At 57.7% G+C, this 24620-nt stretch carries 20 protein-coding genes; 13 read left to right on the forward strand and 7 right to left on the reverse strand.

What is annotated here, in order from left to right:
* Positions 1-85 precede the first annotated feature (85 nt).
* Positions 86-646, forward strand: a complete 561-nt coding sequence (locus IV01_RS21930; protein WP_032625745.1) for a hypothetical protein — start codon at positions 86-88, stop codon at positions 644-646.
* A 366-nt stretch (positions 647-1012) separates the two neighbouring features.
* Positions 1013-4570, forward strand: coding sequence for a dermonecrotic toxin domain-containing protein (locus tag IV01_RS21920; RefSeq protein ID WP_032625750.1), 3558 nt, complete (start codon positions 1013-1015; stop codon positions 4568-4570).
* On the opposite strand, the gene IV01_RS21915 is transcribed toward IV01_RS21920, so the two are convergent.
* Entirely contained in the window at positions 4567-5370 is an 804-nt protein-coding gene (locus IV01_RS21915; protein ID WP_032625752.1) for a SirB1 family protein, read from the reverse strand. The genes IV01_RS21920 and IV01_RS21915 overlap by 4 nt on opposite strands.
* 175 nt (positions 5371-5545) lie before the next feature.
* Between IV01_RS21915 and IV01_RS21910 the strand changes: the two genes are divergently transcribed.
* Complete coding sequence (locus IV01_RS21910) at positions 5546-6568, forward strand: Glu/Leu/Phe/Val dehydrogenase family protein (RefSeq protein ID WP_032625755.1); 1023 nt, start codon at positions 5546-5548, stop codon at positions 6566-6568.
* A gap of 261 nt (positions 6569-6829) precedes the next feature.
* Here the strand turns inward: IV01_RS21910 and IV01_RS21900 are convergent, their stop codons facing one another.
* Positions 6830-7093, reverse strand: a complete 264-nt coding sequence (locus IV01_RS21900) for a YebG family protein (protein WP_032625760.1) — start codon at positions 7091-7093, stop codon at positions 6830-6832.
* A 356-nt stretch (positions 7094-7449) separates the two neighbouring features.
* On the opposite strand from IV01_RS21900, the gene IV01_RS21895 reads away from it, so the two are divergent.
* Positions 7450-7887 carry a phosphate-starvation-inducible protein PsiE gene (locus IV01_RS21895; RefSeq protein ID WP_032625762.1) on the forward strand — a complete coding sequence of 146 codons (438 nt, stop codon included), beginning with the start codon at positions 7450-7452 and terminating at the stop codon, positions 7885-7887.
* A 131-nt stretch (positions 7888-8018) separates the two neighbouring features.
* On the opposite strand, the gene IV01_RS21890 is transcribed toward IV01_RS21895, so the two are convergent.
* Positions 8019-8354 (reverse strand): DUF3509 domain-containing protein, encoded by a 336-nt coding sequence (locus IV01_RS21890; protein WP_032625765.1) that lies wholly within the window; start codon positions 8352-8354, stop codon positions 8019-8021.
* A gap of 165 nt (positions 8355-8519) precedes the next feature.
* Between IV01_RS21890 and IV01_RS21885 the strand changes: the two genes are divergently transcribed.
* Together IV01_RS21885 and IV01_RS21880 are read left to right on the forward strand one after the other, a co-directional pair.
* Positions 8520-9065 carry a sigma-70 family RNA polymerase sigma factor gene (locus tag IV01_RS21885; RefSeq protein WP_032625767.1) on the forward strand — a complete coding sequence of 182 codons (546 nt, stop codon included), beginning with the start codon at positions 8520-8522 and terminating at the stop codon, positions 9063-9065.
* Positions 9062-10024: a FecR family protein gene (locus tag IV01_RS21880; RefSeq protein ID WP_032625770.1), complete on the forward strand. Its 963-nt coding sequence runs from the start codon at positions 9062-9064 to the stop codon at positions 10022-10024. The genes IV01_RS21885 and IV01_RS21880 overlap by 4 nt, the downstream gene beginning before the upstream one ends.
* Before the next feature lie 79 nt (positions 10025-10103).
* Here IV01_RS21880 and IV01_RS21875 read toward each other — a convergent pair whose 3' ends face one another.
* On the reverse strand, positions 10104-10532 hold the full coding sequence (locus tag IV01_RS21875) for an HPF/RaiA family ribosome-associated protein (RefSeq protein WP_032625771.1): 429 nt from the start codon (positions 10530-10532) through the stop codon (positions 10104-10106).
* 248 nt (positions 10533-10780) lie between these two features.
* On the opposite strand from IV01_RS21875, the gene IV01_RS21870 reads away from it, so the two are divergent.
* A complete protein-coding gene (locus IV01_RS21870; RefSeq protein ID WP_032625773.1) occupies positions 10781-13273 on the forward strand; it encodes a TonB-dependent siderophore receptor in 2493 nt (830 codons plus the stop codon).
* Between the two features lie 513 nt (positions 13274-13786).
* Here the strand turns inward: IV01_RS21870 and fecA are convergent.
* From fecA to IV01_RS21855, 3 genes are all read right to left on the reverse strand, one after another.
* Positions 13787-16141: a TonB-dependent Fe(3+) dicitrate receptor FecA gene (fecA, locus tag IV01_RS21865; protein ID WP_032625776.1), complete on the reverse strand. Its 2355-nt coding sequence runs from the start codon at positions 16139-16141 to the stop codon at positions 13787-13789.
* 266 nt (positions 16142-16407) lie between these two features.
* Complete coding sequence (locus IV01_RS21860) at positions 16408-17385, reverse strand: FecR domain-containing protein (protein ID WP_032625778.1); 978 nt, start codon at positions 17383-17385, stop codon at positions 16408-16410.
* A 10-nt stretch (positions 17386-17395) separates the two neighbouring features.
* Complete coding sequence (locus IV01_RS21855; protein WP_032625825.1) at positions 17396-17899, reverse strand: sigma-70 family RNA polymerase sigma factor; 504 nt, start codon at positions 17897-17899, stop codon at positions 17396-17398.
* Between the two features lie 222 nt (positions 17900-18121).
* On the opposite strand from IV01_RS21855, the gene IV01_RS21850 reads away from it, so the two are divergent.
* The 6 genes from IV01_RS21850 to IV01_RS21835 all read left to right on the forward strand — a co-directional run bounded on the left by IV01_RS21850 (position 18122) and on the right by IV01_RS21835 (position 24504).
* A complete protein-coding gene (locus IV01_RS21850) occupies positions 18122-18451 on the forward strand; it encodes a DUF3649 domain-containing protein (RefSeq protein WP_032625780.1) in 330 nt (109 codons plus the stop codon).
* Positions 18448-20055, forward strand: a complete 1608-nt coding sequence (locus IV01_RS0124555; RefSeq protein ID WP_032625782.1) for a PepSY-associated TM helix domain-containing protein — start codon at positions 18448-18450, stop codon at positions 20053-20055. The genes IV01_RS21850 and IV01_RS0124555 overlap by 4 nt, the downstream gene beginning before the upstream one ends.
* Positions 20055-20387, forward strand: coding sequence for a DUF3325 domain-containing protein (locus IV01_RS21845; protein ID WP_032625784.1), 333 nt, complete (start codon positions 20055-20057; stop codon positions 20385-20387). Before IV01_RS0124555 ends, IV01_RS21845 begins: the two co-directional genes overlap by 1 nt.
* 16 nt (positions 20388-20403) lie before the next feature.
* Positions 20404-21024, forward strand: coding sequence for an RNA polymerase sigma factor (locus tag IV01_RS0124560; RefSeq protein WP_418903505.1), 621 nt, complete (start codon positions 20404-20406; stop codon positions 21022-21024).
* Positions 21021-22022 carry a FecR family protein gene (locus IV01_RS21840; protein ID WP_032625786.1) on the forward strand — a complete coding sequence of 334 codons (1002 nt, stop codon included), beginning with the start codon at positions 21021-21023 and terminating at the stop codon, positions 22020-22022. The genes IV01_RS0124560 and IV01_RS21840 overlap by 4 nt, the downstream gene beginning before the upstream one ends.
* Before the next feature lie 124 nt (positions 22023-22146).
* A complete protein-coding gene (locus tag IV01_RS21835; RefSeq protein WP_032625788.1) occupies positions 22147-24504 on the forward strand; it encodes a TonB-dependent siderophore receptor in 2358 nt (785 codons plus the stop codon).
* The last annotated feature ends 116 nt before the right edge of the window (positions 24505-24620 follow it).

Below are 24620 nucleotides of genomic sequence, written 5' to 3' on the forward strand. Positions count from 1 at the left end.
CCTGCCGAGTATTTTTACCATAAAGCCCTCTGCTCAAGCGCCGATATTTTCCATGATTACCATGGTTTATGCAGGAGCATTTGATATGGGCTTTACTATTTGGGGCGATCTGCCTCCGTTCATTGTCACACCCATGAAAGCGCCAGTGGTTCCGCCTCGAGCAGTTGAAACTGAGAAAATGCTGATGGAAGTTGGCCACAATGTGTCCGCGCTTAATACCACGAGAATGGAACTGGGTGGCCTCAAGCCGCTGTTCAAAGGCTTTGACGCGGAAAAAATAACGCCGGCGAATCTCGAGAAGGTCGGTAAAACGCTGTTTGCCTATGGCTTTATAGATAATATGACCGCCGATTTAATGAGCCGCGCAGCTCTTGAATTCGGTAAAGACGGCAAGCCCTTGAAGCCTGATGAAGAGATTGATGCGCTTCAGTTCTTTGCCAGGGAACTCGACAGCATGAATACCAAAGCGTTAAAGGGAGACAAATACGCAACCATGCTCAAGCCTGACTATGTAAGAACGGTGCATGTCATGAGGTGCCTGCAGGATTTTGTCAGCAAAGGCGATACGTTTGATGTTGTTGAGAGGAAGCGCCGCGAGAAGGAAGGAGAACTTAAAAAAGCGGAGCCATTGAAGCCGGTTAGATAGTGGCGAAAAAAAGCCGCTGCAACGCAGCGGCTAAATGATACGTAGATCCAGGAGCTTCAAAATCAACGTGGCCGGGATGATAGGCATTATCGGTCGGGTTAATAAGGCCTGTCCGTGAAATTGAGTGTTGCAGTGACGGTAATAGTCAAAAGGCCATCCACTTATTGGATCCAGGTAAAACTTCCCACGGTTGAATGCGCAGACTCTTGCAGTAATTGACTGCAAGCAAGTTACATATATAGCAATAATTATTGTCAGGGACTGCTCGTGCCAGTGTCTTATGGCTTCGTGATTTAGCTGCTCAAACTTAATTTCCATTTGGCTGGATGCCTTATGGGTTTGCGTAGCGCAACCGTGGAGCTACATATGACTGATTTATCGATTTTGAACCATATAAAGGCCAGCGCCGCCAGTTCGTCTACCGAAGTCATCGCGACTGCACTCGGACAGCTCGGAGAGGTTTTTACGCAGTGGCATGAACATACCCGTACAGCGCCTTCCTTGCGTCAAGTTGGACACGATTTGCTGACACTGCTGTTGCCTGAATCCAGCGTCGTGAAAAATCCGGATGTTCTGTTTATCAATACGCCTTCTGACGACGGCTCTCTCGCCAGATCCCTCTCACTGACCGATGCCTTGTTGCAAACCTTGACACACGGTCTGGCTGAGTTCGAGAGCGGCATTGTGCGAGTCTATTCCCGGCATGATTCCCTCGACGAGCAGCACCATGTCTCAGCTCTGGAGGGTGAGCTTGTCCTTGAGGTGTTAGGCAACGCCCTGGAGGCACTCCCGAGGTACTACAAGGACCGAATGGACGCGTTCTGGTCCGAATCATTGCCATTGGACGGGCAAGAAGGGGAGTCGCAGACGCGCGATAATGCCTGCGTGACTTTACATCGCGCCATACTGACCCGAGAAATGGAGCTCCTGTCCCTGAACCGCCAGATCGGCGAAGAGGACAAGACCACTTTGATGGAGAGTTTCAGGGGCAGTAATTTGTACCGGATTTCGCTGAGAAGCGGGACGGGCTCCGGTGTCGTAACCACGGCGTTTGTCATTCCCCGCGCTCCGCAAACCAGAAGTCCCCTGACCCTCGCCAATTGCGAAGGCAACGTTTTCCTTGTGTCTGCCGCTTATGGCATTGAGCTGTACGAGTCCCTTGCCGATCTGGATCAGAGGCTGCGTGCTCGCCTGAGCGATGCTCATGAGCAGAGCTATTTCCTTGAGGATCTGCTGCTTGAGGAGCATGCGGCCCTGTGCGCTGAAGAGGGCGCTGTAATCGAGCCGTTCTACAGCTATTTCGGTGACAACTTGATGCAATACCGCATGGTCGCGCTACGGCGTAAGCAGATCAAAGACTTGGACTTTCTCCTTGAAGCCGCGCAGCAGTCCCGCCAACTGCCTTCCGATTTATTGCTGGTTACCGATGCGCTCAGCCAGTTGACTTATCTGGACAGCGCACAGCGACGACATTTTCATCGGATGTTCAGTCTGGTCCGCCAGCGAGCCATGCCACACTGGTTCAACGATGCGTCTGCTGACGATCAGGCGTTTTATCGCAGACTGGCTGCCAGTTATCAGAAGCACGCTGATCAGGCAGCCGGGTTGATGGAGGGATTAGAGTCGATCCGGATTTACGCCTTGGACAAAATCAACGCGTATGTCCTGAAGCACCTGGGTTATCGAATTGATCCGGAGCAGATCTTCATCTCAATAGTAGATGAAGTCGTGTTGAGCGAAACCATCGAGGAGCCGTTTACCTATCGCAAATCGCTTTTAGACTTTGTCGTGGAGGGTCTGCCCGTCGTGCTCGAGGAGACGATTTTCACGCTTGAGGTTCCCGTGCAGTATCAAAACGCTGCACTGGACTTCCCATTCGTGGAGAAAATGATTGCCGAGCTGGATGTGCAGCAACATTTCGAGCTGGATACCGAAAGGCGTTTATATACCGAGCAAACTATCCGCGCGATAGCCCATCAGCGTGACAGTGCCATCGCACTGAGCGCCTGGACTGCGCAGCTTAAAGGGCATCTGCGCGAAGACCAGAGTCAGGAGCTGATTCATAAGATTCGTGGCGATCATCAGGAGCCGGGTACGGAATTCAGCATGGGTGGGTTGGCGATTCTGGGTTCGCGTCATGTAATGAAAGACGTACTGGTGTTTCGCATGAAGCGCGATAACGCCACTTATTACGTCCTTTATGCGCCCGGTGCTCCGGGTGATCGTGACATGTTCGAGTTCAATAGCTGGCAGCGGTTATCGATAGAAGTTGGCGGCTGGGTGGCGAAGCCAGAAGGGGCGAAATACGTAATCGATCAGGTCCCCATGAAGTCGCGTGCGGCGGTTGCTTCACTGATCCGCAGCACAGTACTCAAGCCCAGTGAATGGAGTGAATCAACTGCGGTATTCAGGCCCATGGCGCCGCTAAGCTACGAATCCAACCTGATCATTCAGGTTAGAGCCAAAGTTGCTCAGGACCTGTCAGAGACTTTCATCGACAATGCCAACCAGGACTTGTCCCAAACCTATTCGCAACGGCGAGTGCTTGCACTGTGTGAGGCGCGTGCCGAGGCGCTCGATGAGCGATTCACCCGCGACGTAGACATGAGGCCTTATCGGGATTTCATTCGTGAAGAATGCATGCAGAGGATTACCGAGTATCTGCAAGCGCAAGGACATATTCAGCGTATTGACCCAGACACGGTTTTATTCGATTTGAACCGTAAGGAAGATGAAAGGAATCCTTACGCGGGCCCTTATCGTGAGCCACTCACCTTAACTGAATTATTGATGAATGATTATTTGCAGGAAACAGCGCTGAAGGTGCATTCCAGGGCGGACGAAATAGTGAACTGGGGATTGGATATCGTTCCTTTCTGGTCAGCATTGAGTCTTATCAGGGATATCGTAGAAGCCTTGTCTTCTCCGTTATCGGCACCGGTGATCTATTCGTCCATAGGTCAGGACCTGAGCGCTTTGCCGTTGAGTTTTTTCAGGGAACTGGTCGCTGTACCTCTGGGCGAGAAATATATTGCGTTACTCGAACAGCGTCTTTCCGAACCGGATGCAGAGCTCCACCTCTATCGTCGTGCCATCCTTGCAAGCCGTACCTTTTATCAAGCCCACCGCGATGCACTACGAGAGCACCTGCGAGGAGGATTGGATAGTCAGCAATATGACGTAGTCGCAAGAGGCCTGAGCAATCTGGACCAGTCGAGACGCCGTCCGGCGGGCGCAGAGAATATTTCAATTTACGTATTGGCGCTTAATCATCGAATAATCGAGGGCGCCATGATTTTTACCGACCTGACTAACAACCCTGATTCCCGGCTGGTTTACACCCCCAACGCTCCCGACGGCGTTCTGTTTCGAAGGGCAGATGCGATTATTTCCAGTATGAAAAACCCAGGCATGCCCGCCTATTATTACAGCAGGGCCAGTTATAAGGATCAGCGCGTTGTCGGCACCCTGGTGCTGAATCTGGAACAGGATCCTGAAAGGTTTGCCCATACGCTGACGACAGCGGTCAGGCCGGATCACCGGATCACGCGCCTTGAACAACTGTATGTCGCCATGATTGAAAGAATGATTGAGGATGTTGACCAGCAAACCGTTAGCCCAGATGAAGCGGCAGCCCAGTCAGCCTATAACGCCATAAAATGGGCGGCGCTGATTCTGTCGCTGGCATTTCCAGTGGTTGGCTTAGTGGCCCTGGCGGTTGAGCTGACCCATAACTTCATCCGCGGCTACTTGGCCTATCTGGATGGAGATCGTGCGACGGCCGAGTTGTTTATCTTCGCCTCAATTGTCTCGGTGTCGTTGAAAGGGCTGGTTGCCAGTCCTTTAGGCAACTTTGGCAAGGAGAATGGACTCAGATTTGCCCGTTGGGCTTTTACCAACCGCTTGCCTGTCCCGATCATCTAATGAATCGCCTTCCCGTGAGGTAAGTGTCCCAAACGCTCGGTTAGGCGCAATCGCTGCACAGGGTCGTCACTCAACATCAGCGCATGCTCCAGGTCGAAACGCTCGGCCTGCGGGCATTCGAGGATTTGGTAAAGGCTGGCGCGGGCCAGGTAATCGCTGGTGGTGGCCGGGCCCAGTTCCATCACTCGGTTGGCGTCCTTGAGTGACGCCAGCAAGTCATCTTCGAGCTGGTGCAAGTGCCGCAAATTGCGTGAAAGGCGTTGCAGCATGTTCACCTCAGTGGCGCGGGCCATGAATTCCGCCCTGAGTTGCATGTCTGGACCAAATTGCCGCACCAACAACTCCCGGCAGTCCATAGGATATAGCCTGCGCCCGCCACAGGGGTCGAGCAGATGGTCGGCGCCAGGCACACGGAGCAGGAAGTGCCCCGGGAAATTGACACCCTCAAGCGGAATACCCAAGCGCCTGGCCAACTCCATGGTGACCAATGCCAACCCCAAGGGCTGCCCGCGACGGCGTTGTACTACTTTGTGCATTAACGCCGTTTGCGGCTTCGGCGGGTTCCAGTCGTCCTGAGCAAAACCCAGCGCATTGAGCTGACGTAATAACGGCTGCGCCAGCTCGGTGTTTGGCAAGGCTGGCAGCAATGCGCTGACCCGACGCAACAAATCATCCATCTCACCGGTAATCTGCTGCGGCAGGAATTGCTGATCGTGCTCGGCGGATATCCACAACGCAGCCTCGAAAACATCTTGCGGCGTTTTCTTCAGGCAAGCGAGACAGTATTCACGTGGGGTCATGGGTGCTCCGAGGTTATTCGGGCAGGTACGTAAGGTTTGTTTTAGTCCTCCCCATGCTTTTCGTCCAGCGGTGAATAGGCTAATGAATGTGTTTCAGGCTCAGGCACCCAGCGGTCGATCATTTTTTCTGCCAGCGCCTATACTCGGTCTAGAAAATATACCGGAGGCACCGCCGATGTTCGCACTCATGCATTCATCACGCGTGGAGTCGCTGCATCTGGTCGTCGATCCGGAAACCGGCCTTAAAGCAGTGATAGCCATTGATAATTGCCGTCATGGCCCGGCGCTGGGAGGGTGTCGCTATCTTTCCTATGCCGACGAGGAAAGCGCTATTGCCGATGCCATTCATCTGGCCAGAAGCATGAGTTACAAGGCGGTTCTGGCCGGGTTGCCTCATGGCGGCGGCAAGGCTGTGATCATGCGTCCGGCGCATCTGCCCAGCCGCGCAGCCTTGTTCGAATCCTTCGGACGGTTCATAGAAAGCCTTAACGGCCGCTACATCACCGCCGTAGACAGTGGCACCTCCAACGCCGACATGGATTGCATCGCTCAACATACCCAACACGTCACCAGCACTTCGGAATCCGGCGATCCCTCGCCGCATACGGCTATGGGCGTCTTCGCCGGTATCCGGACCACGGCCATGGCGCGTCTGGGCAGCGATAATCTGGAAGGCTTGCGCGTGGCGGTACAAGGATTGGGTCATGTGGGCTATGCCCTTGCCGAGCAACTGCATGCGGCAGGCGCCGATTTACTGGTCAGCGATCTGGATAGCGGGCGTGTGCAACTTGCGATGGAGCAATTCGGCGCGCACCCCATCGCGTGCGAAGCGTTGCTCAGCACCCCGTGCGACATCCTTGCCCCCTGTGGTGTCGGCAGTGTGCTGACCAGCGCCACCGTGGCGCAATTACGTTGCGCCGCCGTGGCCGGTGCAGCCAGCAATCAGCTCAGCAGCCTGCAAGTGGCTGATCAGCTGGAAAACCGCGGAATTCTCTACGCGCCCGACTACGTGATCAACTCAGGGGGGCTGATTTACGTTGCGCTGCAACACAAGGGAGAATCCCCGGGCACCATTACCGCGCACCTTTCACGCATCGGCCAGCGCCTGACAGAGGTCTATGCCCACGCCCAGGCGGAGAAACGTTCACCTGCACGAGTGGCCGACATGCTGGCCGAGCATCTGTTGAGAGTGCGTTAGCGCTCGTCTTTCAGGCAAAAAAACGCGTCGGCTGCATCGCGGGTAAACACAGCAAACAGTAGAGGTTGCGGTCGTCTGTTGGAGCCGGGCTTGCCCGCGAAGAACGGTAACGCGTTTTGCCCGGCGGACATCCATATTTGCGGGAGCCGAGCTTGCTCGCGATATCTTATTTCCATTAAACCATTCGGTAAACGACAGGCCGAATCGCGAGCAAGCTCACTCCTACAGAGCAGCCTGATACAGGCCACCCGATGCTTCGGTTTATTCTTCAGCAGGCGCGTTCAACAATTCATTCAACGCATCCGGCTGGCTCTTGAACGCGCGAGCAAATATGTCGCGATTCTTGGCCATGTAAATCCCGGCTTCCTCGACCTGCGCTTCGGTCAGAGAAGGTACGGCCTTGTTCAATACTGTTGCCAGCAACTCAGCGAGTTCGAGCATTTTGTCATGACGATCAGCTTCGGCTTTATCCATGAACAAACGCTCCAGATCTCGGCTGCTGCGGTATACCACTTCGACGGCCATTCACCACCTCACATGCCTTCACGATAGTTGTCTTTAGCGACTACTGTATTTTTATACAGTGCACAGCATAAGCGAAACGCTGCGCCTTGGATAGTGGCCTTGGCGCATCTTTTTACCTTGCCGATGTGCCTTGCGACAACCCGTCGCGCTCTCAACCATAGCTAATGGCCTCGTTCCTGCTTGAGAATGTCGCCACGCAAACGCGTCACCCAGGCGGGGCATGATGTTGGCCGGGATGTATTGCTCGATCTTTGTACAGGATGAGTTGAGATCGGCAGCGCAGTTACCTCTAAGCGGTAAAGGCAATGCTGATCCTTTTATTTGCCAGTTTGGCGTGTGATGGGGAGTCAAAATTTATGAAGTGGGCAGATAGAATGCGAGTGCGGCTGCACGCCGGGGCTAACAGCCTGGGCAATCTGGGCGTGGAGTTGTTTCACTACCTTGCATTATTCGCAATTGGTGCCATCACTGTATGGGCGGGCATCTCAGCCTTCATTGAGATGCTGCAGCAAGACAAGATCAGTGTTGATGACATCTTGCTGCTGTTCATTTATCTCGAATTGCTCGCGATGTCGGGTATCTATTTCAAGACCAATCATATGCCGTTGAGATTCCTCCTCTACATCGGAGTGACAGCATTGATTCGGCTACTGATCAGCGATGTGTCCCACCACAAAGCCCCAGATGAAGGGATCCTTTATGTTTGCGGTGGCGTGCTGTTGCTCGCTTTCTCGATTCTTGTGGTCAGATTTTCGTCCTCTCAATATCCATCCGTGAAAGAAAAGAGCGACTGAGTTCTTGACGTTCATGAAGCTCAACGCGCTTCATGACGCGGGATGAATCCCGACTGAAAAGCCCCGGATCAGGGGCTTTTTTTGATGCATAGGCGGGTGATTCAACAGAACAAGCGGGCCCGGTATTGCTATCAAATTCCCGCCGCAAGCGTCGGGCGATTGATCAACAGGCCGAGCTTGGCAGGTGGCGGAGGGGCCAGGCGTTTGAGGTCGCCGTCGGTCATGGCTGCGAGGATCTTGATTGCGCTATGACCTTCTTCGATGGCGATGCCGAATTGCACGCTTTCGATCAGCCGTTGCAAACGCTTGGGATCGTTTCGCTGCGCGGCGCTGATCAAACGCTTGGCAACCACGCCGGTTTCATTCGACAGGGTCAGCATGATGCTGCCGTCGAGGCCTTGAATGCTCAGGTTCACCCGGTAGTCAGGATGGAACGCATCGGTAATCTGCTGAAAAGGATTATCCATTTTCGGTACCTGCCAGTTGGGTCTGCATAAATTGACTCGGGTTTTGGCCCTTTAGTTCTCGACTGTTGGATGATTGATCGGAAAATTCCCAAGCTTGCCGTTGCTACTGAATGATGGCATCTTCCGCGCTAATGATAATTTTTCGTGTTTAAGAAGCGTTAGCACATGCGCGACATTCCTGCCCCTGATGGCGACCTGATCCATCGACACCGCCAGTTCACTCAGCTCTACAGTGACCACCACTCGTGGCTCCATGGCTGGCTGCGTAAAAAGCTTGGCTGCTCGCAGCGGGCGGCGGATCTGGCCCATGATGCGTTCATCCGTGTGTTGACCCTTGCGGAGCCACAAAACCTCAAAGAACCCCGGGCATTCCTGACCACCACGGCTACACGCCTGCTGATCGATGGTGCCCGGCGTCGCAAGCTCGAACACGCTTATCTTGAGGCGTTGGCCGTCAACGCGGACGAAGCCGGGACGCCCAGTCCCGAAGCTATCCATGCCGCACTCCAGACTCTGGAAAAAATTGCCCAGCTTCTTGAAGGCTTGCCAGCAAAACCCCGTGAAGCATTTTTGCTCAATCGCCTTGACGGTCTGAGCTACAACGAGATCGCCAAGGTGCTGGGCGTCTCGGCCAGCATGGTCAAGCAGTACATGGCCAGCGTGTTGGTGCATTGTTATAAAGCCCTGCATGGTTCGGGCCATCCGGGATGAGCGATGAACATGAACCGAGCGAGGCGATGATCAGCCAGGCGGCTCAGTGGCTGGCGATGCTTGAAGCCGAGAACATCAGCGAAGCCGACCGGAACGCATTCAATGCCTGGCGGCGGGCAGATCCCCGACATCATCTGGCGGTGCAGCGAATGGAGGCGCTACTGGGCACTTTCAATAATCTGCCGCCGCTGCCCTCGCGCAAGGCAATGAACAGGGCGTTTGCTTCCAGTGGCGCGAAATTTTCATTGCCTGTGGTGCAAGCCATTGCGCTGCTGGGTGTGCTGGTGGGCGGCTGGTTCGGTGTCGAGCAGGCCCCGATCTGGCTGGCAGATCAACGTACGCATGTCGGTGAGCGCCGGGAAATTTCACTGGCCGATGGCAGTCAGTTGCGGCTCAACAGCGATTCGGCGCTGGACATTGATTTCGACGAACGGCAGCGGCTCATCAACTTGCGGCAGGGTGAGATCTGGGTGGAAGTGGCCAAGGACCAGCAGCGACCGTTCGTGGTCAGGACCGATCAAGGCACCATAACGGCGCTGGGCACACGCTTTGTGGTCCGTAAAGCGGCGGACGGTTCCGTGCAGGTCAGCGTGTTGGAGTCGGCGATTGCCGCCAAGGCCAGACTCATGGAGAACGTCAACGTCGCGACGGGTCAGCAGGCCATCCTGAAAGACGGCTTGGTTCAGACACCTCAGCTGATCGGCCACGATGACCCGGCAGCGTGGACCCGGGGTTTACTCAAGGTCGATGATCAACCCTTGAACGAAGTCCTGCAGGCTTTGGCGGTCTATCGTCACGGCCTGATGCAGTTTGATGAACAGGCATTGGCGGGGATGCGGGTTTCCGGGCTGTTTCGTCTGGACGATACCGACGCTGCGCTGGCGACGCTGGCGGACAACCTGCCCATCCGGGTCGAGCGTTACACCGATCTCTTTGTCAGGATCACGCCAAAAGAATAATCGGGCTGCAACGCAAGAAGGCGGGCCCTTGCGAGGCCCGCCTTCTTTTTCATGACGCAAAAAGTTGAATCAGAGGGAATCAGCCCAGTTGGGCAACATCCTTTTCCTGCTCTTTTTCGAGGAATTCTTCTTGCAGCAGAGCATCCGGATTCTCGGAGTCCGAGTCTGCGCCGTCAATGATTGGGGCTCCTGCGCGTTTGTTACGCAGCTTGCCGAATAAATGCTCAAGGGCGTGATCGAGTTTTACGGCGGCCCCATCCACTGCCTGATCCAGTGTGTCGGCCTTATGGGTCACGGAAATCGGTTGATGGCCTTTCGGGCGGGCCTCCATCTGGCAGCGCATGTCATGCGGGCCGGGCTTGTCGCCGTTTTCATCGCGGATATGGACTTCGATGCGAGTCAGATTCTCTTCGTAGCGTTCGAGCGTGCTTTCTACAGTGGTACGTACCCACTCCTCCAGTCGGATGCTGCTTTCGATGTGGTTATCGCAATTGACCTGGATTTGCATAGTTCTTCCCTTATAAGGCTTGCTCTTGTGAGATCGGACGAACTCCGTGGCAGGAGGTTCATTTCATCTGGGCTCAATCACAGTGTTGGCGCCTCTGAGGAAACAATTCAACCCCATTTGAGAAAGAAATATTTCGCGGCAGAAAAATATCTACGAAATACTGAATGAAAATTGCTCGCATTAACTGTCTGTTTCGCCGGGGCATCCGTCATGGCTAGAGAGAATCTAATAACCAGCAAGGATCGTTCATGTCACGCCCTGTCAGTTCATTGCAACCATTGGCTCTCGCCGTGCTGATGGCTTGTGCCGCCGCGCCGTTGAGTGCTGCTCCAACCCCGTCCGAACAGCAAACCTCTACTGCGCGCAGCTTTGCGATTCCGGCTGGAGATTTGAGTCAGGCCCTGAATACTCTGGCGGAACAGGCCGATCTGGTGTTGGCTTTCGATCCGGCGCTGACCCGAGGCAAACACAGCAACGGCCTGCAGGGCAGTTTCAGTACTGACGTTGCGCTGGCTCGACTGCTGGCTGGCAGTGGCTTGCGGGGTACGGCGTTGTCGGCCAATCGCTTCCGCATCGAGGCGGCCCCCGAGAACGTGGCGGGTGCCATGGAGTTGGGGGCAACTGCGATTCAGGGCGCATACCAGACTGAAAGCGCGTCTGGGCCGGTGTCCGGTTATGTCGCCACCCGTGGCCGCACCGGAACCAAGACCGACACCGCGATCATCGAAACGCCGCAGTCGATCTCCGTGGTCACCAAGGACCAGATGACGGCCCAGGGTGCACAAAGCCTCAATCAGATTCTGCGCTACACCGCCGCAGTGATTCCCGAGACCCGTGGTGCAACCGCATCGCGCCTTGATCAGATGAGTATTCGCGGCTTTTCCCCGGCGACTTATCTGGATGGCTTGCGTATGCCGGGCAGCCGCGATGCGTCGCCGCAGAAAGATGCGTTTGACCTTGAGCGGGTTGAAGTGCTGCGCGGCCCGTCGTCGGTGCTGTACGGTCAGGCGAGCCCTAGCGGCGTGGTGAATATGGTCAGCAAAATGCCCACCGAAACACCGTTCCACGAGATCGGTCTGAGCTATGGCACCTTCGACAAGAAGCGCACGACCTTCGATTTCGGCGGCCCGGTTGATGATCAAGGGATTTATTCGTACCGTCTTTCGGGGCTGTTCGACGACGCTGACGGCCAGGTCGAACATACCGAAACCCGTCGTCAGTCCATCGCCGGTGCATTCACTTACCGCCCGAGCGAAGACACATCGCTGACCCTGCTGGGCAATTATCAAGCTGACCCGAAAGCCGGTTCCTACGGTGCGGTTCCAGCCTATGGCTCGGTGTTGAACAGCCCGATCGGCCGTGACATTGACGTCGATTTTTATGATGGCGAGAAGGATTTCGAAAAGATCGACCGCAAGTATTACGCCGTCGGTTATTTGTTCGAGCATCACCTGGATGATGTCTGGACCTTGCGCCAGAATGCGCGCTACATGCGCAGCGAAGGCCAGTATCGCAGCATCTACAACAGCGCCCTGCAGGCCGATTACCGCACGCTGACACGCAGCACTATTGCCACTGACGTCAACCTGGATTCCTACACTCTGGATAACCAGGCTCAGGCCAAATTCGCCACCGGGCCTTTGCAGCACACGCTGTTGTTCGGTGCCGATTACCAGAACACCAGTACAGACACCAAATCCGGCAGCGGTCTGGGGCCGACGCTGGATATTTTCGATCCGGTTTATGGTGCGGCCATTACACCGATTACCTATACCGCTGACGCCACGACCCGCGCCCAGCAAAAAGGCCTGTACCTGCAAGAACAGATGAAGTGGGACAAGTGGGTATTCCTCGCCGGTGGTCGCTACGACTGGGCTGAAAGCACCACCAGCTCACAACGTATCGCCACGGGCGCGAAAACCAAAAGCGGCATCGACAGCGAGGCGTTCACCGGGCGTCTGGGCCTGGTCTATCTGTTCGATAACGGCCTGGCGCCCTACGTCAGCTATTCCGAATCCTTCGAGCCGCAATCCGGTACAGGCCTGAACAACGCGCCATTTGATCCGACCGAAGGCAAGCAATACGAACTGGGTATCAAGTATCAGCCGCCGGGCAGCAACAGCTTCATCACGGCTGCGGTTTTCGATCTGCGCAAATCCAATGTGCTGACCCTGGATCCAGTGGTGACCAACCTGTGTAACGGTTCCCGTTGCCAGATCCAGTCCGGCGAAGTGCAGTCCCGTGGTTTTGAGCTGGAAGGCAAGGCGAGTTTGAGTGACAACCTGGATATCACTGCCGCTTATGCTTATCTGGATGCCAAGACCAGCAAGTCCAATAACAGCGTCAGCGTATCGCCGGGCAGCGGGGTGGCCAATGGTGCGGCGGAGTCGGCGCAAGGCAAGACACTGGTCGCCATCCCACGTCATACCGCGTCGGCGTGGGTGGACTACACCTTCCGTAACGGTGAGCTGAAAGGCTTTGGTGTGGGCGGCGGTGCTCGCTATGTGGGCGCCACCTATGGGGATGAAGCCAACTCGTTCAAAGTGCCGGGCTACACGCTGTTCGATGCCGCCGCGCACTACGACATCCCGAGCCTGTACAACCCAATGGACAACCTGCGACTGGCGCTGAACGTGACCAACCTGGCCAACAAAGAATACGTCGCGACGTGCAGTGGTTATGGCTGGTGCTGGTATGGCTCGCAACGGACCGTGCAGGCGAGTGCGACTTATCGTTGGTAAGTTGAATCTCTGCACTGTGGGCGCGCGCTCGCCCGCGAATCAGGCGATACCGTGTATCAGATAGACCGCGTCATCGTTGATCGCGAGCAAGCCTCGCTCTAACGGAACACCGCCGAACCCTGTGGGAGCCGAGCTTGCTCGCGAATTAGGCGACTCGGTGTGTCAGGAGTACCGCTTTATCGTTCTTCGCGGGCAAGCCTAGCTCCAACAGCGATCGTATTTTCTGTTGGAGCGAGGCTTGCCCGCGAATCAGGCGATGCGGTGTATCAGATAGTCCGCGTCATCGTTGATCGCGAGCAAGCTCGGCTCCCACAGGGACCAGCGCAGTGCCAGACGCCGAGCGTTATCGTTCTTCGCGGGCAAGCCTCGCTCCAACGGCGATCACATTTTCTGTGGGAGCGAGGCTTGCCCGCGATAAGGCTGGACGCGATTGGCCTGCTATCCGCAACACCCTTATCGTCGGAATACCGCCCAGACCAAGCACCGTTCCCACAAGGGGGAACCACGTCTGCTTTAAAACGCCACTGACGTCTGCACATACACCGTGCGCGGTTCGCCAACGTATTTGCCTTTGTTGTTGTCGTCGAACGAACGAGTGAAGTATTCGCGGTTGAGGATGTTTTTCACCCCGACGGCGACGTTCAGGTCAGACAGCTGCGGGCCGAAGTCGTAAGCCGCGCGGGTGCTGAACAGCATGTAACCAGGGATTTTACCGGTGCTGCCGTCAGCGCTTTCTGTGGCGGTGTTGGCGTTATCGGCGAACTGATCGCTCTGGTACGAACTGTCCAGATTCAACTTCCATGGGCCTTCGGTGTAACCCACGCCGAGGGTGCCTTTGTGTTTCGAGGAAAACGGTACGCGGTTGCCCTTGTTCGGGCCGTCCTCGCGGATGGTCGCATCGACGAACGCATAGGTGGCGTACACATCAAAACCGGCCAGCGCCGGGCTCAAACCGTCCAGTGCATAGTTAACGCTGGTCTCGATACCTTGATGGCGTGTTTCGCCGCGAGCGATGACGGTATCGTTGGTCTGGTTGCTTTCGTACTGATTGTCGAAGTTGATCAGGAACGCACCGATTTCCGCCCGCAAGTTGCCGTTGTCATAACGGGTACCCAATTCCCAGGTCCGGGCTTTCTCCGGCTTCACTTCGCCGCCCGCTACCCGGTTGGGCATCTGGCTGTACTGCACGCTGCCGAATGAACCTTCGGTGTTGGCATACAGGTTCCAGCTTTCAGTCACGTGATACAGCACGTTCAACGCCGGCAGTGCGGTGTTGTAGTCGCCCTGGTATTTGACGTTGGTCAGGTTGTTGTTTTGCGCCGAGTCGATCATCTCGTAGCGAATGCCGGGCGTGAACGTCCACTTGCCGATATCGATCCGGTCATCGATATAGATCGCATGGGCTTCAGTTGAGCCACGGGTATCGCGGTCGTTGGTGCTGTAAGTAGTCGGCAGGATATTGGCGGCGGTCGGCGTGCGATAGCGCATTTCGTGGCCGGCTTCGTTGACGTAGCGGTACCCGACGCCGACTTCGTTCCAGCTTTCACCCAGTGCAAAGCCTTGGGAGAAGCGGGTTTCGATGCCACGCACCCAATACTCGCGAGGCGACAGGGAAACGAAACTGCCCTGATCCAGATAACCGCTGCGCAGGGTTTTGGTGAAGAAGGTATTGGCGGTGAACACACGAGCGTCCTGCTCGTAGCGATAGCCGAAGTTGACCAGGGTGCGACGGCCCCAGAACTCGTCCTTGGGGCGCGTCGACTGGTACGGATCTTCTTTGTAGGCAGCAGTGCTCAAACCACCGGGCATGTCTGCCCGGCCTTCGTAATACTGGGCCATGGCGTTGAGGCTGTTGGCTTCGTCGATCTGGTATTTGCCCTTGAGGATCAGGTCGTCGATCTGCGTATCGCTGTGTTCGCGCCAGTCACCGCCTCGTACTCCGGAATACAGAATCGCGCCGCCCAGGCCGTTGTCGGCAGTACCACCGGCCAGCAGATTGCCGGTGGTCTTGAAACCGTCACGGCTGGAGGAAGGGCTGGTCTCGGTCTGGAAACCGCCTTTTACCGTTGGTGCATCCGGGATGGCGCGGGTCACGAAGTTGACGATACCGCCGACATTCTGCGGGCCGTAACGCACAGCGCCGCCGCCGCGCACCACGTCCACGGCATCCATGTTGCCCATGCTGATCGGTGCAAAGGAAAGTTGTGGCTGGCCGTAAGGCGCGAAGGGCACCGGGATGCCATCCATCAAGACCGTCGAGCGCGAAGCCAGGCGGGGGTTGAGGCCGCGAATGCCGAAGTTCAGCGCCATGTCATGGCTGCCGGTGCCGTTGTTTTCAGGAGCGTTGACACCGGGAATACGGTTGAGGACTTCGCGAGCACTGGTGGCACCGATACGCTCGATTTCTTCACGACGGATCACATCACGGGCGCCGGGGTGCTCGAACACGTCAGTCTGCTGCGCCTCGCCCAGCCAGTCGCCGACTACGGTGGATGCGCCCAATTCGATCGGGCCATTCACCTGCGCTGTGACCGATCGCAGGGTGTAACCCTCCTGGCCATCTGCAGTGGCTTGCAACCCGGTGCCTTCGAGCAGTGCTGCCAGACCTTGCTCAGGCGTGTATTCACCCTCCAGTCCACGGCTCTGCAAACCAGCGGTGATCTGCGAGCCAAAGGAAATCAACACCCCAGCTTCCCGGCCGAATTGATTCAGCGCCGCTTCCAGTGCGCTTGGCGCGATGTGATATGGCTTGCTCACCGCGTCGGCCGCCTGCAATAGCGAAACGCTGCACAGGGACAGACCGGCACCGATAAGGATGTGCCGTAACGAGCGGGCGAGGGGGGAAACACGACTTGGGCGAGCTGACATGCAGGAGTCCTTTGGCGAGACGAGTAAAGTGCTTTTCCTGTCTGTCACGCGAGGAAGCAGAAACGGCTCATGAGTTTTGAAAATAAATTGCTGGCAGAGCGCTTTCTTGTAGTCGGAACGGGGCTGTAGGAGCGCGCTTGCCCGCGATCGGATGTCCCTGCCGGCATTTTATCGTCTGACCTGACGCTATCGCGGGCAAGCGCGCTCCTACAGAGAATTTGTATTTATTCGGTAAGTCACCGGGTGAGCCGAGAGTGACTCAACCTTCAACCCCGCGCCTCAACCGTCACCCAATACCGGGTAAACCGCCTGACCCGCACGGGCAAAGCCACTTCCAGCAGATCCAGGATCCGTTCGTTGTTGGCCAGCGGATAACTGCCGGAGATCAGCAGGTCAGCGACTTTTGCGTCGCATTCCAGTCGGCCACGGCGGTAGCGGCTCAGTTCGGCGAGGAAATCCTGCAAGCGCATGTGCGCGGCGACCAGCATGCCGTCCGCCCAGGCACCGCTGCTGGCATCCACCGGGCGCACCGGTTCCCAGGCGTTGCGGTTGAACGCCACTTGTTGCGCTGCCTGCACCTGCAAGCCCGGTCCGGGAAAGGTTTCGGGACTGATTTGCACGCTACCGCTGAACACCGCCAGTTGGGTCTTGCCCTCGCGCTGACGCACGTCAAAACGGCTGGCGGGGGAGGTCGGACGGATGCTTCCTTCGGCGGTCATCAGATTCAGCGGCCGGTAATCGTTGGCCACTGTTAGCAGGATTTCCCCCTGCAGCAGCTTGATCAGGCGTTGCTGGGCATCGAAACGCACATCGATGGCGCTGGCGGTGTTGAGGTGGATTTCGCTGCCATCGGCCAGGGCGATCTTGCGCCGCTCGCCCACACCGTTGTGATAGTCGGCCAGCAATGGCTGCAAGGCGATCTGATCCCGCAGACCCCAACCCGCAGCGGAACCGGCACCCAGGAGCACGAGCAGTTTCAGCACCTGACGTCGCCCGGCTGATTTCGGCGCATTGATGGCTGCGTGGGCCAACGGCGAAGACAACCCGCTCAAGCGTTGATTGACCCGCTGAATATGCGCCCAGGCGCGCTGGTGTTCACCGTCGCTATTCAACCAGTGCTGCCAGGCCTGCTGGCGCGGCGCGGCGAACTGCCCGCTCTGCATTTCAATCAGCCAGCTGACGGCCTGCTCGGCCACCAGCGGCGAAATATCGGACTTGTTCAGGGAATCGGCGTTGCTGTTCATAGCGGCAGGGTCATAGCGAGAAGTAGCAACGCAAGGCCGCCTTGTTCAAATGGCGTTTGACTGTGGCGATGGAAATCCCCAACTGCGTGGCGATTTCGCCGTGGCTCAGACCGTCCACCTGGGATAACAGGAAAGCGCGTTTCACCAGCATTGGCAGGCCGTCGAGCAACCGGTCCAGCTCCACCAGTGTTTCCAGAATGATTGCCCGCTCTTCTTCCGACGGCGCGACGCACTCGGGCATTTCCAGAAGGGTCTGGTAATAGGCCCGCTCCAGATCCTGACGCCGGTAGTGGTTGCACAGCACACGCTTGGCGATGGTGGTCAGGAACGCCCGAGGTTCGATGAGCTGCGGTGTTTCGCGGGCCAGCAGGACTTTGACGAAGGTGTCCTGAGCCAGGTCTGCGGCACTGTGCGGGCAGCCGAGCCGACGCCGCAACCAGCCTGTCAGCCAGTTGTGATGGGCGTGATACAGGCCTTCGACACTGTCGTTGAGCACGTATTGGGCGTTAGGCATGAGCGACTGCAGTCCGCGATGAACCATTGATTGGCGCAGATTCTGTCAGACTCTTTTGCGTATGAGAATATTTATCATTAATATTGCGTTCTGCGCGCGCAATTGGTTACAAAACTCTCGCGTGATAGCCCTTCATCAGGAATGTCCCATGCCGATTCAACGCCGTTGCTCTCCAGTGTGCTGCCAGTCCCGGGCGGCTGCGTGTTAATGGACGGCGCAGCGATGGACGCCACGCAGATCAAGAAGCCAGCACGCAAAGTCAAAAGCGCGCAGGTCTCGCTCGCCTATCGGCTTGCGGTCACTTCGCGAGCCCTGGCGGCGCTGTTTGGCGGTTATCTGCTGGCGGCGCTGACCAGCGTCTGCCTGACCCAATGGTTGCCTATGTCGCGCGCCGATGCGGTTGTCACCGGCATGTTGCTGTCATTCCTGGCGTATCTGGGCGCAGTGATCTGGTGCTTTGCCTGCCGCAGCGCCTGGCGGGCATGGGCCGGTATCCTGCTGCCGGCTGCGATTCTGGCGGCGCTGTTCGGCATCGGGCGGTGGTTGTCATGAAAGAGGGCTTCCGGCAGGCGATGGCTTGGCTGCACACCTGGATCGGACTGATTTTCGGTTGGTTGTTGTTCGCAATCTTCCTCACCGGAACGCTGTCCTATTTCAAGGCCGAGATAAACCGCTGGACTCACCCGGAAATCCCGGTGCGCTCGGTCCCGGCAGCGGCGAGCATCGAGCGGGCCCAGGTTTATCTGCAAAACAATGCTGCTGGCGCACCGCGTTGGTTCATCCGTATGCCTGACGACCGCGAGCCGGCGCTTGGGGTGATGTGGCAGACGCCGGGCCAGGAAGGCCGACGTGGTTTCGTGCGCAAAAGCCTCGACCCCCAGAGCGGTGAGGAAATCCACACCCGCAGCAGCATGGGCGGCGAGTTCTTCTATCGCTTCCACTTCCAGCTGCAAATGCCGCACCCGTGGGGCCGCTGGCTGGCGACTGCGGCGGCGATGCTGATGTTCATCGCACTGATCACCGGGATCATTACCCACAAGAAGATCTTCAAGGAGTTCTTCACCTTCCGACCCCGCAAGGGCCAGCGTTCCTGGCTGGACGGGCATAACGCGATTGGCGTGCTGGCGCTGCCGTTCCACCTGATGATCACCTACAGCAGTCTGGTGATCTTCATGTCCATGGTCATGCCCGCCAGCATCATTGCGTCTTACGGCGACAACGTTCAGGCGTTTTACGCCGACATATTCCCAAGCACCAACGGCGCTAAATCGGCCGGAACCGCTGCGCCACTGACCCCTTTGATGCCGGTGCTGTCGGCGGCCCAAGAGCAATGGCCAGACGGCAATATCGGGCGCCTGGTGGTCAATAATCCCGGCGATGCCAATGCCACCGTGGCTGTGTTTCGCAGTGCCGCCGACAGTGTCATTCACGACAACGGCGTAGCACTGATATTCAACGGCGTGAACGGCGCATTGCAGACTTCGCCCACTCCGCGTTCCGGGCCGATGCTGGTCTCCGGTGCAATGTATGGTTTGCATATCGGCGAGTTCGCCGGGCCACTGCTGCGCTGGTTGTACTTCATCTTCGGTATCGCCGGCACGGCCATGATTGGCACCGGGCTGGTGATGTGGCTCGCCAAGCGGCAGTTCAAGCATGTGAAGACCGGCGTATTGCCGCTGGAATTGCGTCTGGTGCATGTGCTGAACTTGGCGGGCATGGCTGGCCTGATGATCGCCGTGGCGGCGTTCTTCTGGGCCAATCGCCTGTTGCCGCTTGGCCTGGCCGAGCGCAGCGACTGGGAAATCAATCTGTTCTTCAGCGCCTGGGGCATGACCGTGCTGCACGCTCTTGTACGTAACGGGCGTCAGGGCTGGCGCGAACAATTAGCCCTGGGTGCGGTGTTGTTTGCCGGGCTGCCCGTGCTGGATATCTTGACCGGGGGCAGGTACCTGTTGGCTTCGCTGGAGCAGCAGGACTGGGTGCTGATCGGCTTCGATCTGACGGCATTGATGACAGGTCTGTTCATGGCCTGGGGCGCGACAAAGTTTCGTCCGGTTCCGCCAGTACTCGCCGCCAAGGGTGACGAGCAAACGGCATCGAACAAAACCACTCAGGCCGGCATCGATACCACTCGGCTTGAAGGCGAGGCCAACTGATGCTGCTGGCTACCCTGTTGTGCTACGTAGGCTTTACGGCCCTGTGCCTGTCGATGTCCAAACATTACGGCGAGTTGCTGCACAGCAAACTCGGCGTCGGTCGCGGGCGCTTGCTCAAGTTGCTGGGCTGGGCGCTGTTGTGCCTGTCGCTATCCTGCGCGCTGAGTGACCCTGCCTGGGGCATGGCGTTGGTCGAGTGGTTTGCGGCATTGATGGCCAGCGCCTTGTTGCTGGTATTTTTGATTCCGTTTCGGCCACGGCTGGCTTTGATACTCGCGGCGGCGGGGCTGTTGTTGAGCCCGGTGGCGGCGTTCAATCAACTGCTGGTTTGAGCGGGCCGCCATGAACATCGCACCGTCTCCTGAATCGGAACAGCCCGACCCCCTCAAGCCTGTCGCTGATGATTCTGCTCGGGACGCGGCGAAAGGTGGACGTGCGTACTTCCTCGAAGTGTTTTTGTCCCAGCAGCCGCAAATGGAAGCGCTGGTCAGGCGCCGTGTGGGCTGTCGGGCGACGGCGGCTGATCTGGTTCAGGACTTATTCGTGCGCTTCTGGCGACGGCCGCTGGTGCAGGTCGAAGAACTCAGCACTTATCTATTGCGCTGCGCCGGGAATATCGCCGTCGATCATTTACGCAGCGAAGGGGTGCGCAACCGTATCAGCGAGGGCCTGATGACCGACGGGCAGCACGATGATGTCGACCAACCGCAGGCGGCGCTGGAAGCGGGTAACGACCTGCGCCACGTCGAGGCTGCTTTGCGTGAGTTGCCCGAGCGGACCCGGCAGATATTCCTGCTCAACCGTATCCATGGTCGCAAATACGGAGAAATCGCCAAGGTCATGGGGCTTTCGCAAAGCACCGTGGAAAAACATATGATGCGCGCCTTGCAAGCCTGCAAGGCGTGTCTGGAACAGTCTCCGTCTTCGGCTCGCGCCACTCGCTCGAAGTCAGAGGACGCTCGTCGATGAAAACCCCTGCGGCGCCTGTCCAGGTTTCCCCGGCATTGCAGCAGGCAGCTCTGGAATGGCTCACCCTCCTGCATGACGCCCCCTGCAGTCGCGACGAGCAGAATTTCAGGCGATGGCTGCAAGCCGATCCTGCTCACGTCGAGGCTTACTCCCAGGCTCAGGTGCTCTGGGAGTTGAGCGAAGTGCCCGCCGCGCGTCTTGCCGCAGAAGACTCCGTCGCGCTGGCTGCCCTGTTGCAGCAAATGGATGCGCCAATCCGAAAGTCGCACCACCCCATGAAACGCTGGTCAACAGGCCTGGCCATGGCGGCGTGCCTGTTGCTGGCGATTGCCGTCGGCGCGGGCTGGCAACCGGGGCGATGGGCCGATGATCTGGGTGCTGATTATGTCTCTGCGCCGGGTCAGGTCTGGACCGTGATGCTGGCCGATAAGTCGCAGGTCACTCTGGATGCCGACAGCGCCATCGCGGTGAACTTCAGCCATGGCGAGCGGCATGTGCAACTGCGGCGCGGCGCAGCGTTCTTTCAGGTGATCCATACGGGCGAGCCGTTCATGGTGGATGCCCACGGCGGTCAGACGCAGGTGTTGGGAACGCAATTCGAAGTGCGCCTGCAAGAGCAGGGCGCTCAGGTGACGGTGTTGTCCGGGCGTGTCGGGGTCAAGTCTGCTCAGGATGAACCGCAACGGATTCTCGGCGCCGCCCAGCGCGTGGCCTATGACCAAGGCACCACCAGTGCTCCCCAGGCCATCGATCCACAAAACCAGTTGGCCTGGCGCGACGGCTGGCTCAATTACTACCGCACTCCATTGGCGGACGTGATCAACGACTTGAGCCGTCACTACCCCGGCCGCATCGTCTTGCTCAGCCCTAAACTGGGCGAAAAACGCATCAGCGGCAGCTTCCCCAGTAAAGATCCCGAAGCGGTGCTGGCAGCCTTGAAATCCGTGGTGGGGTTTGAGGAGTACAGCGTCATGGGGCGAGTGATTTTTGTGCGATGAAATCTCGGGCCCAATGGTGATGCCTGTTGGAGCGAGGCTTGCCCGCGAAGGCGATCGCGCAGTATCGAAGAAGGTGCTTAATGTACAGGCCTCTTCGCGGGCAAGCCTCGCTCCAACAATTGGCATGATGCTCGGTGTATTAATTTTCGCTGCCATCAGCACCGCGCAAGCGACCGAAGCCGCCTTCAATTTCTCGATCCCGGCCGAACCTTTGCCGCAAGCCTTGAGCGAGTTCAGCCGAGTGACTGGCCTGGGTGTCATCTACACCCAGGAAACCCCCTATGCGATCGAGGCACCGGCGCTCACCGGGCAGTTCAGCGCCGAGCAGGCCTTGACCCGGTTGTTGGCGAGCTCCGGGCTGACCTGGCGCCGCGCCACCGAGCACACCTTTACTCTGGAGACAGCGGCAGTCGACGGCGCGATCAATCTGGGTGCCACTCAGATTCAATCATCGACGCCGAGCCGCAGCAGCTATCAGCCAACCGTCAGCTCAACGGTATTGCGCTCTTCCGCGCCGCTGCTTGAAACACCCCAAGCCGTGGCCATCGTGCCAGCGCAAGTCATCGCTGATCAGGCACCGCGCAATCTCGACGATGCGTTGACCAATGTCAGCGGCGTCACCCAAGGCAACACCCTGGGCAGTACGCAGGACACCATCGTCAAACGCGGGTTTGGCGAAAACCGCGACGGCTCGATCATGCGCGACGGTATGCCAATTGTGCAGGGCCGTAGCCTCAATGCCAGCGCCGAGCGGGTCGAAGTGCTCAAAGGGCCTTCGACTTTGCTGTATGGCATTCAGGACCCCGGCGGCGTAATCAACGTGGTCAGCAAACGCCCGGAGTTGCAGTCCTATAACGCCCTGACCGCCACCGGCTCCAGTTACGGTGCCGGCAAGAATGGCAGCGGCGCAACCCTCGACAGCACCGGCGCGCTGGGGGATTCCAGGCTGGCGTACCGGATGATTGTCGATCATGTGGATGAAGATTACTGGCGCAATTACGGGGTGCATCGTGAGTCGCTGGTTGCGCCTTCACTGGCCTGGTACGGGGAGGACACGCAACTGACGGCCGCCTATGAACATCGTGAATTCCTCTCGCCTTTTGATCGCGGTACGGCGATCGATCCGCTCACCAATCATCCGCTGGATATTCCCGCGACCCGTCGTCTGGATGAGCCGTTCAACAATATGGAAGGGCGCTCGGATCTGTACCGCTTTGAAGCCGACCATGATTTCGACGGCAACTGGAAAGGTCATCTGGGCTACAGCTACAACCGTGAAACCTACGACGCCAGTCAGGTGCGGGTGACGGCGGTCGATCCGGCGAGCGGCACCCTGACCCGCTCCATGGATGGCACGCGCGGGGCGCTCAGCACTGACCGTTTCACCACCCTGACGCTCAATGGAGCTGTGCAAGCAGGCGGCATGCAGCACGAACTGTTGGTCGGCATTGATGATGAATACCGCAAGATTTACCGCTCTGACCTGATCCGCCAGAAAAGCCTGACCACCTTCAGCTACCAGAATCCGGTGTACGGCCGGGAAGTGGAGGGGACCTTATCCAGCGATCCGGACAGCGGGCAAAGCGACATTCTGCGCACCGATTCACTGTTCATTCAGGACTCCATTCACCTGAACGAGCAGTGGATTCTTGTGGCGGGCGGGCGCTATCAGACTTACGACCAAGTAGCTGGCAAGGGCCGCCCGTTTACGGTCAATACCAACACCACCGGGCATAAGTGGATACCCCGGGCAGGGCTGGTGTATCGCTATGACGAGCAGCTGTCGTTCTATGGCAGCTACACCGAATCCTTCAAACCCAACTCCAGCATCGCGCCGCTCAGTGGCGGGCGGGTGCTGGACTCCGGCACGCTGCCTGAAGAGGGGCAGTCCTGGGAACTGGGGGCAAAATGGGACGTGCCGGGGGCGTGGAGCGGTAATCTGGCGGTGTTCGACATCAAGAAACGCAACGTGCTGGTCGCCAATTTTGATGCCGCTAGCGCTGACACGGTGTACAGCTCGGCGGGTGAAGTGCGCTCCCGTGGACTGGAGCTGGATTTTAGCGGGCAGCTGGACGAGCGCTGGAGTCTGATCGGGGCTTATGCCTTCACCGACGCTGAAGTCACTGAAGACCCGCTGCTCAAGGGCAACCGCCTGCAAAACGCCGCCCGACACAGTGGCTCACTGTCGGCGGTCTATGACCTGGGCACGGTGCTGGGCAGTGACAAATTGCGCCTCGGTGCGGGTGCGCATTACGTGGGTGAACGGGCTGGCAACCCGACCGATGATTTCAACCTGCCGGCCTACACCGTCGCCGACGCCTTCGCCACTTACGACACCCGGTTCGACGGACAGAAAGTGCGCTTTCAGGTCAACCTGAAGAACATCTTCGACCGCACTTACTACACCTCCAGCGTTAGCCGCTACTTCGTTTCCATGGGCGATTCGCGGCAGGTGGTGGTGTCCAGTACCCTGGAGTTTTAGCCGAGGAAAAGCAAATACTTGAAGCTTAATGATTTCTCTGTAGGAGCGCGCTTGCCCGCGATCGCGTCAGGTCAGACAACACATTTTTCGCTGACACACCGTATCGCGGGCAAGCG

Origin of the sequence: Pseudomonas syringae (genome assembly GCF_000737245.1) — a bacterium.
In the GTDB taxonomy this organism is placed as follows: domain Bacteria; phylum Pseudomonadota; class Gammaproteobacteria; order Pseudomonadales; family Pseudomonadaceae; genus Aquipseudomonas; species Aquipseudomonas syringae_J.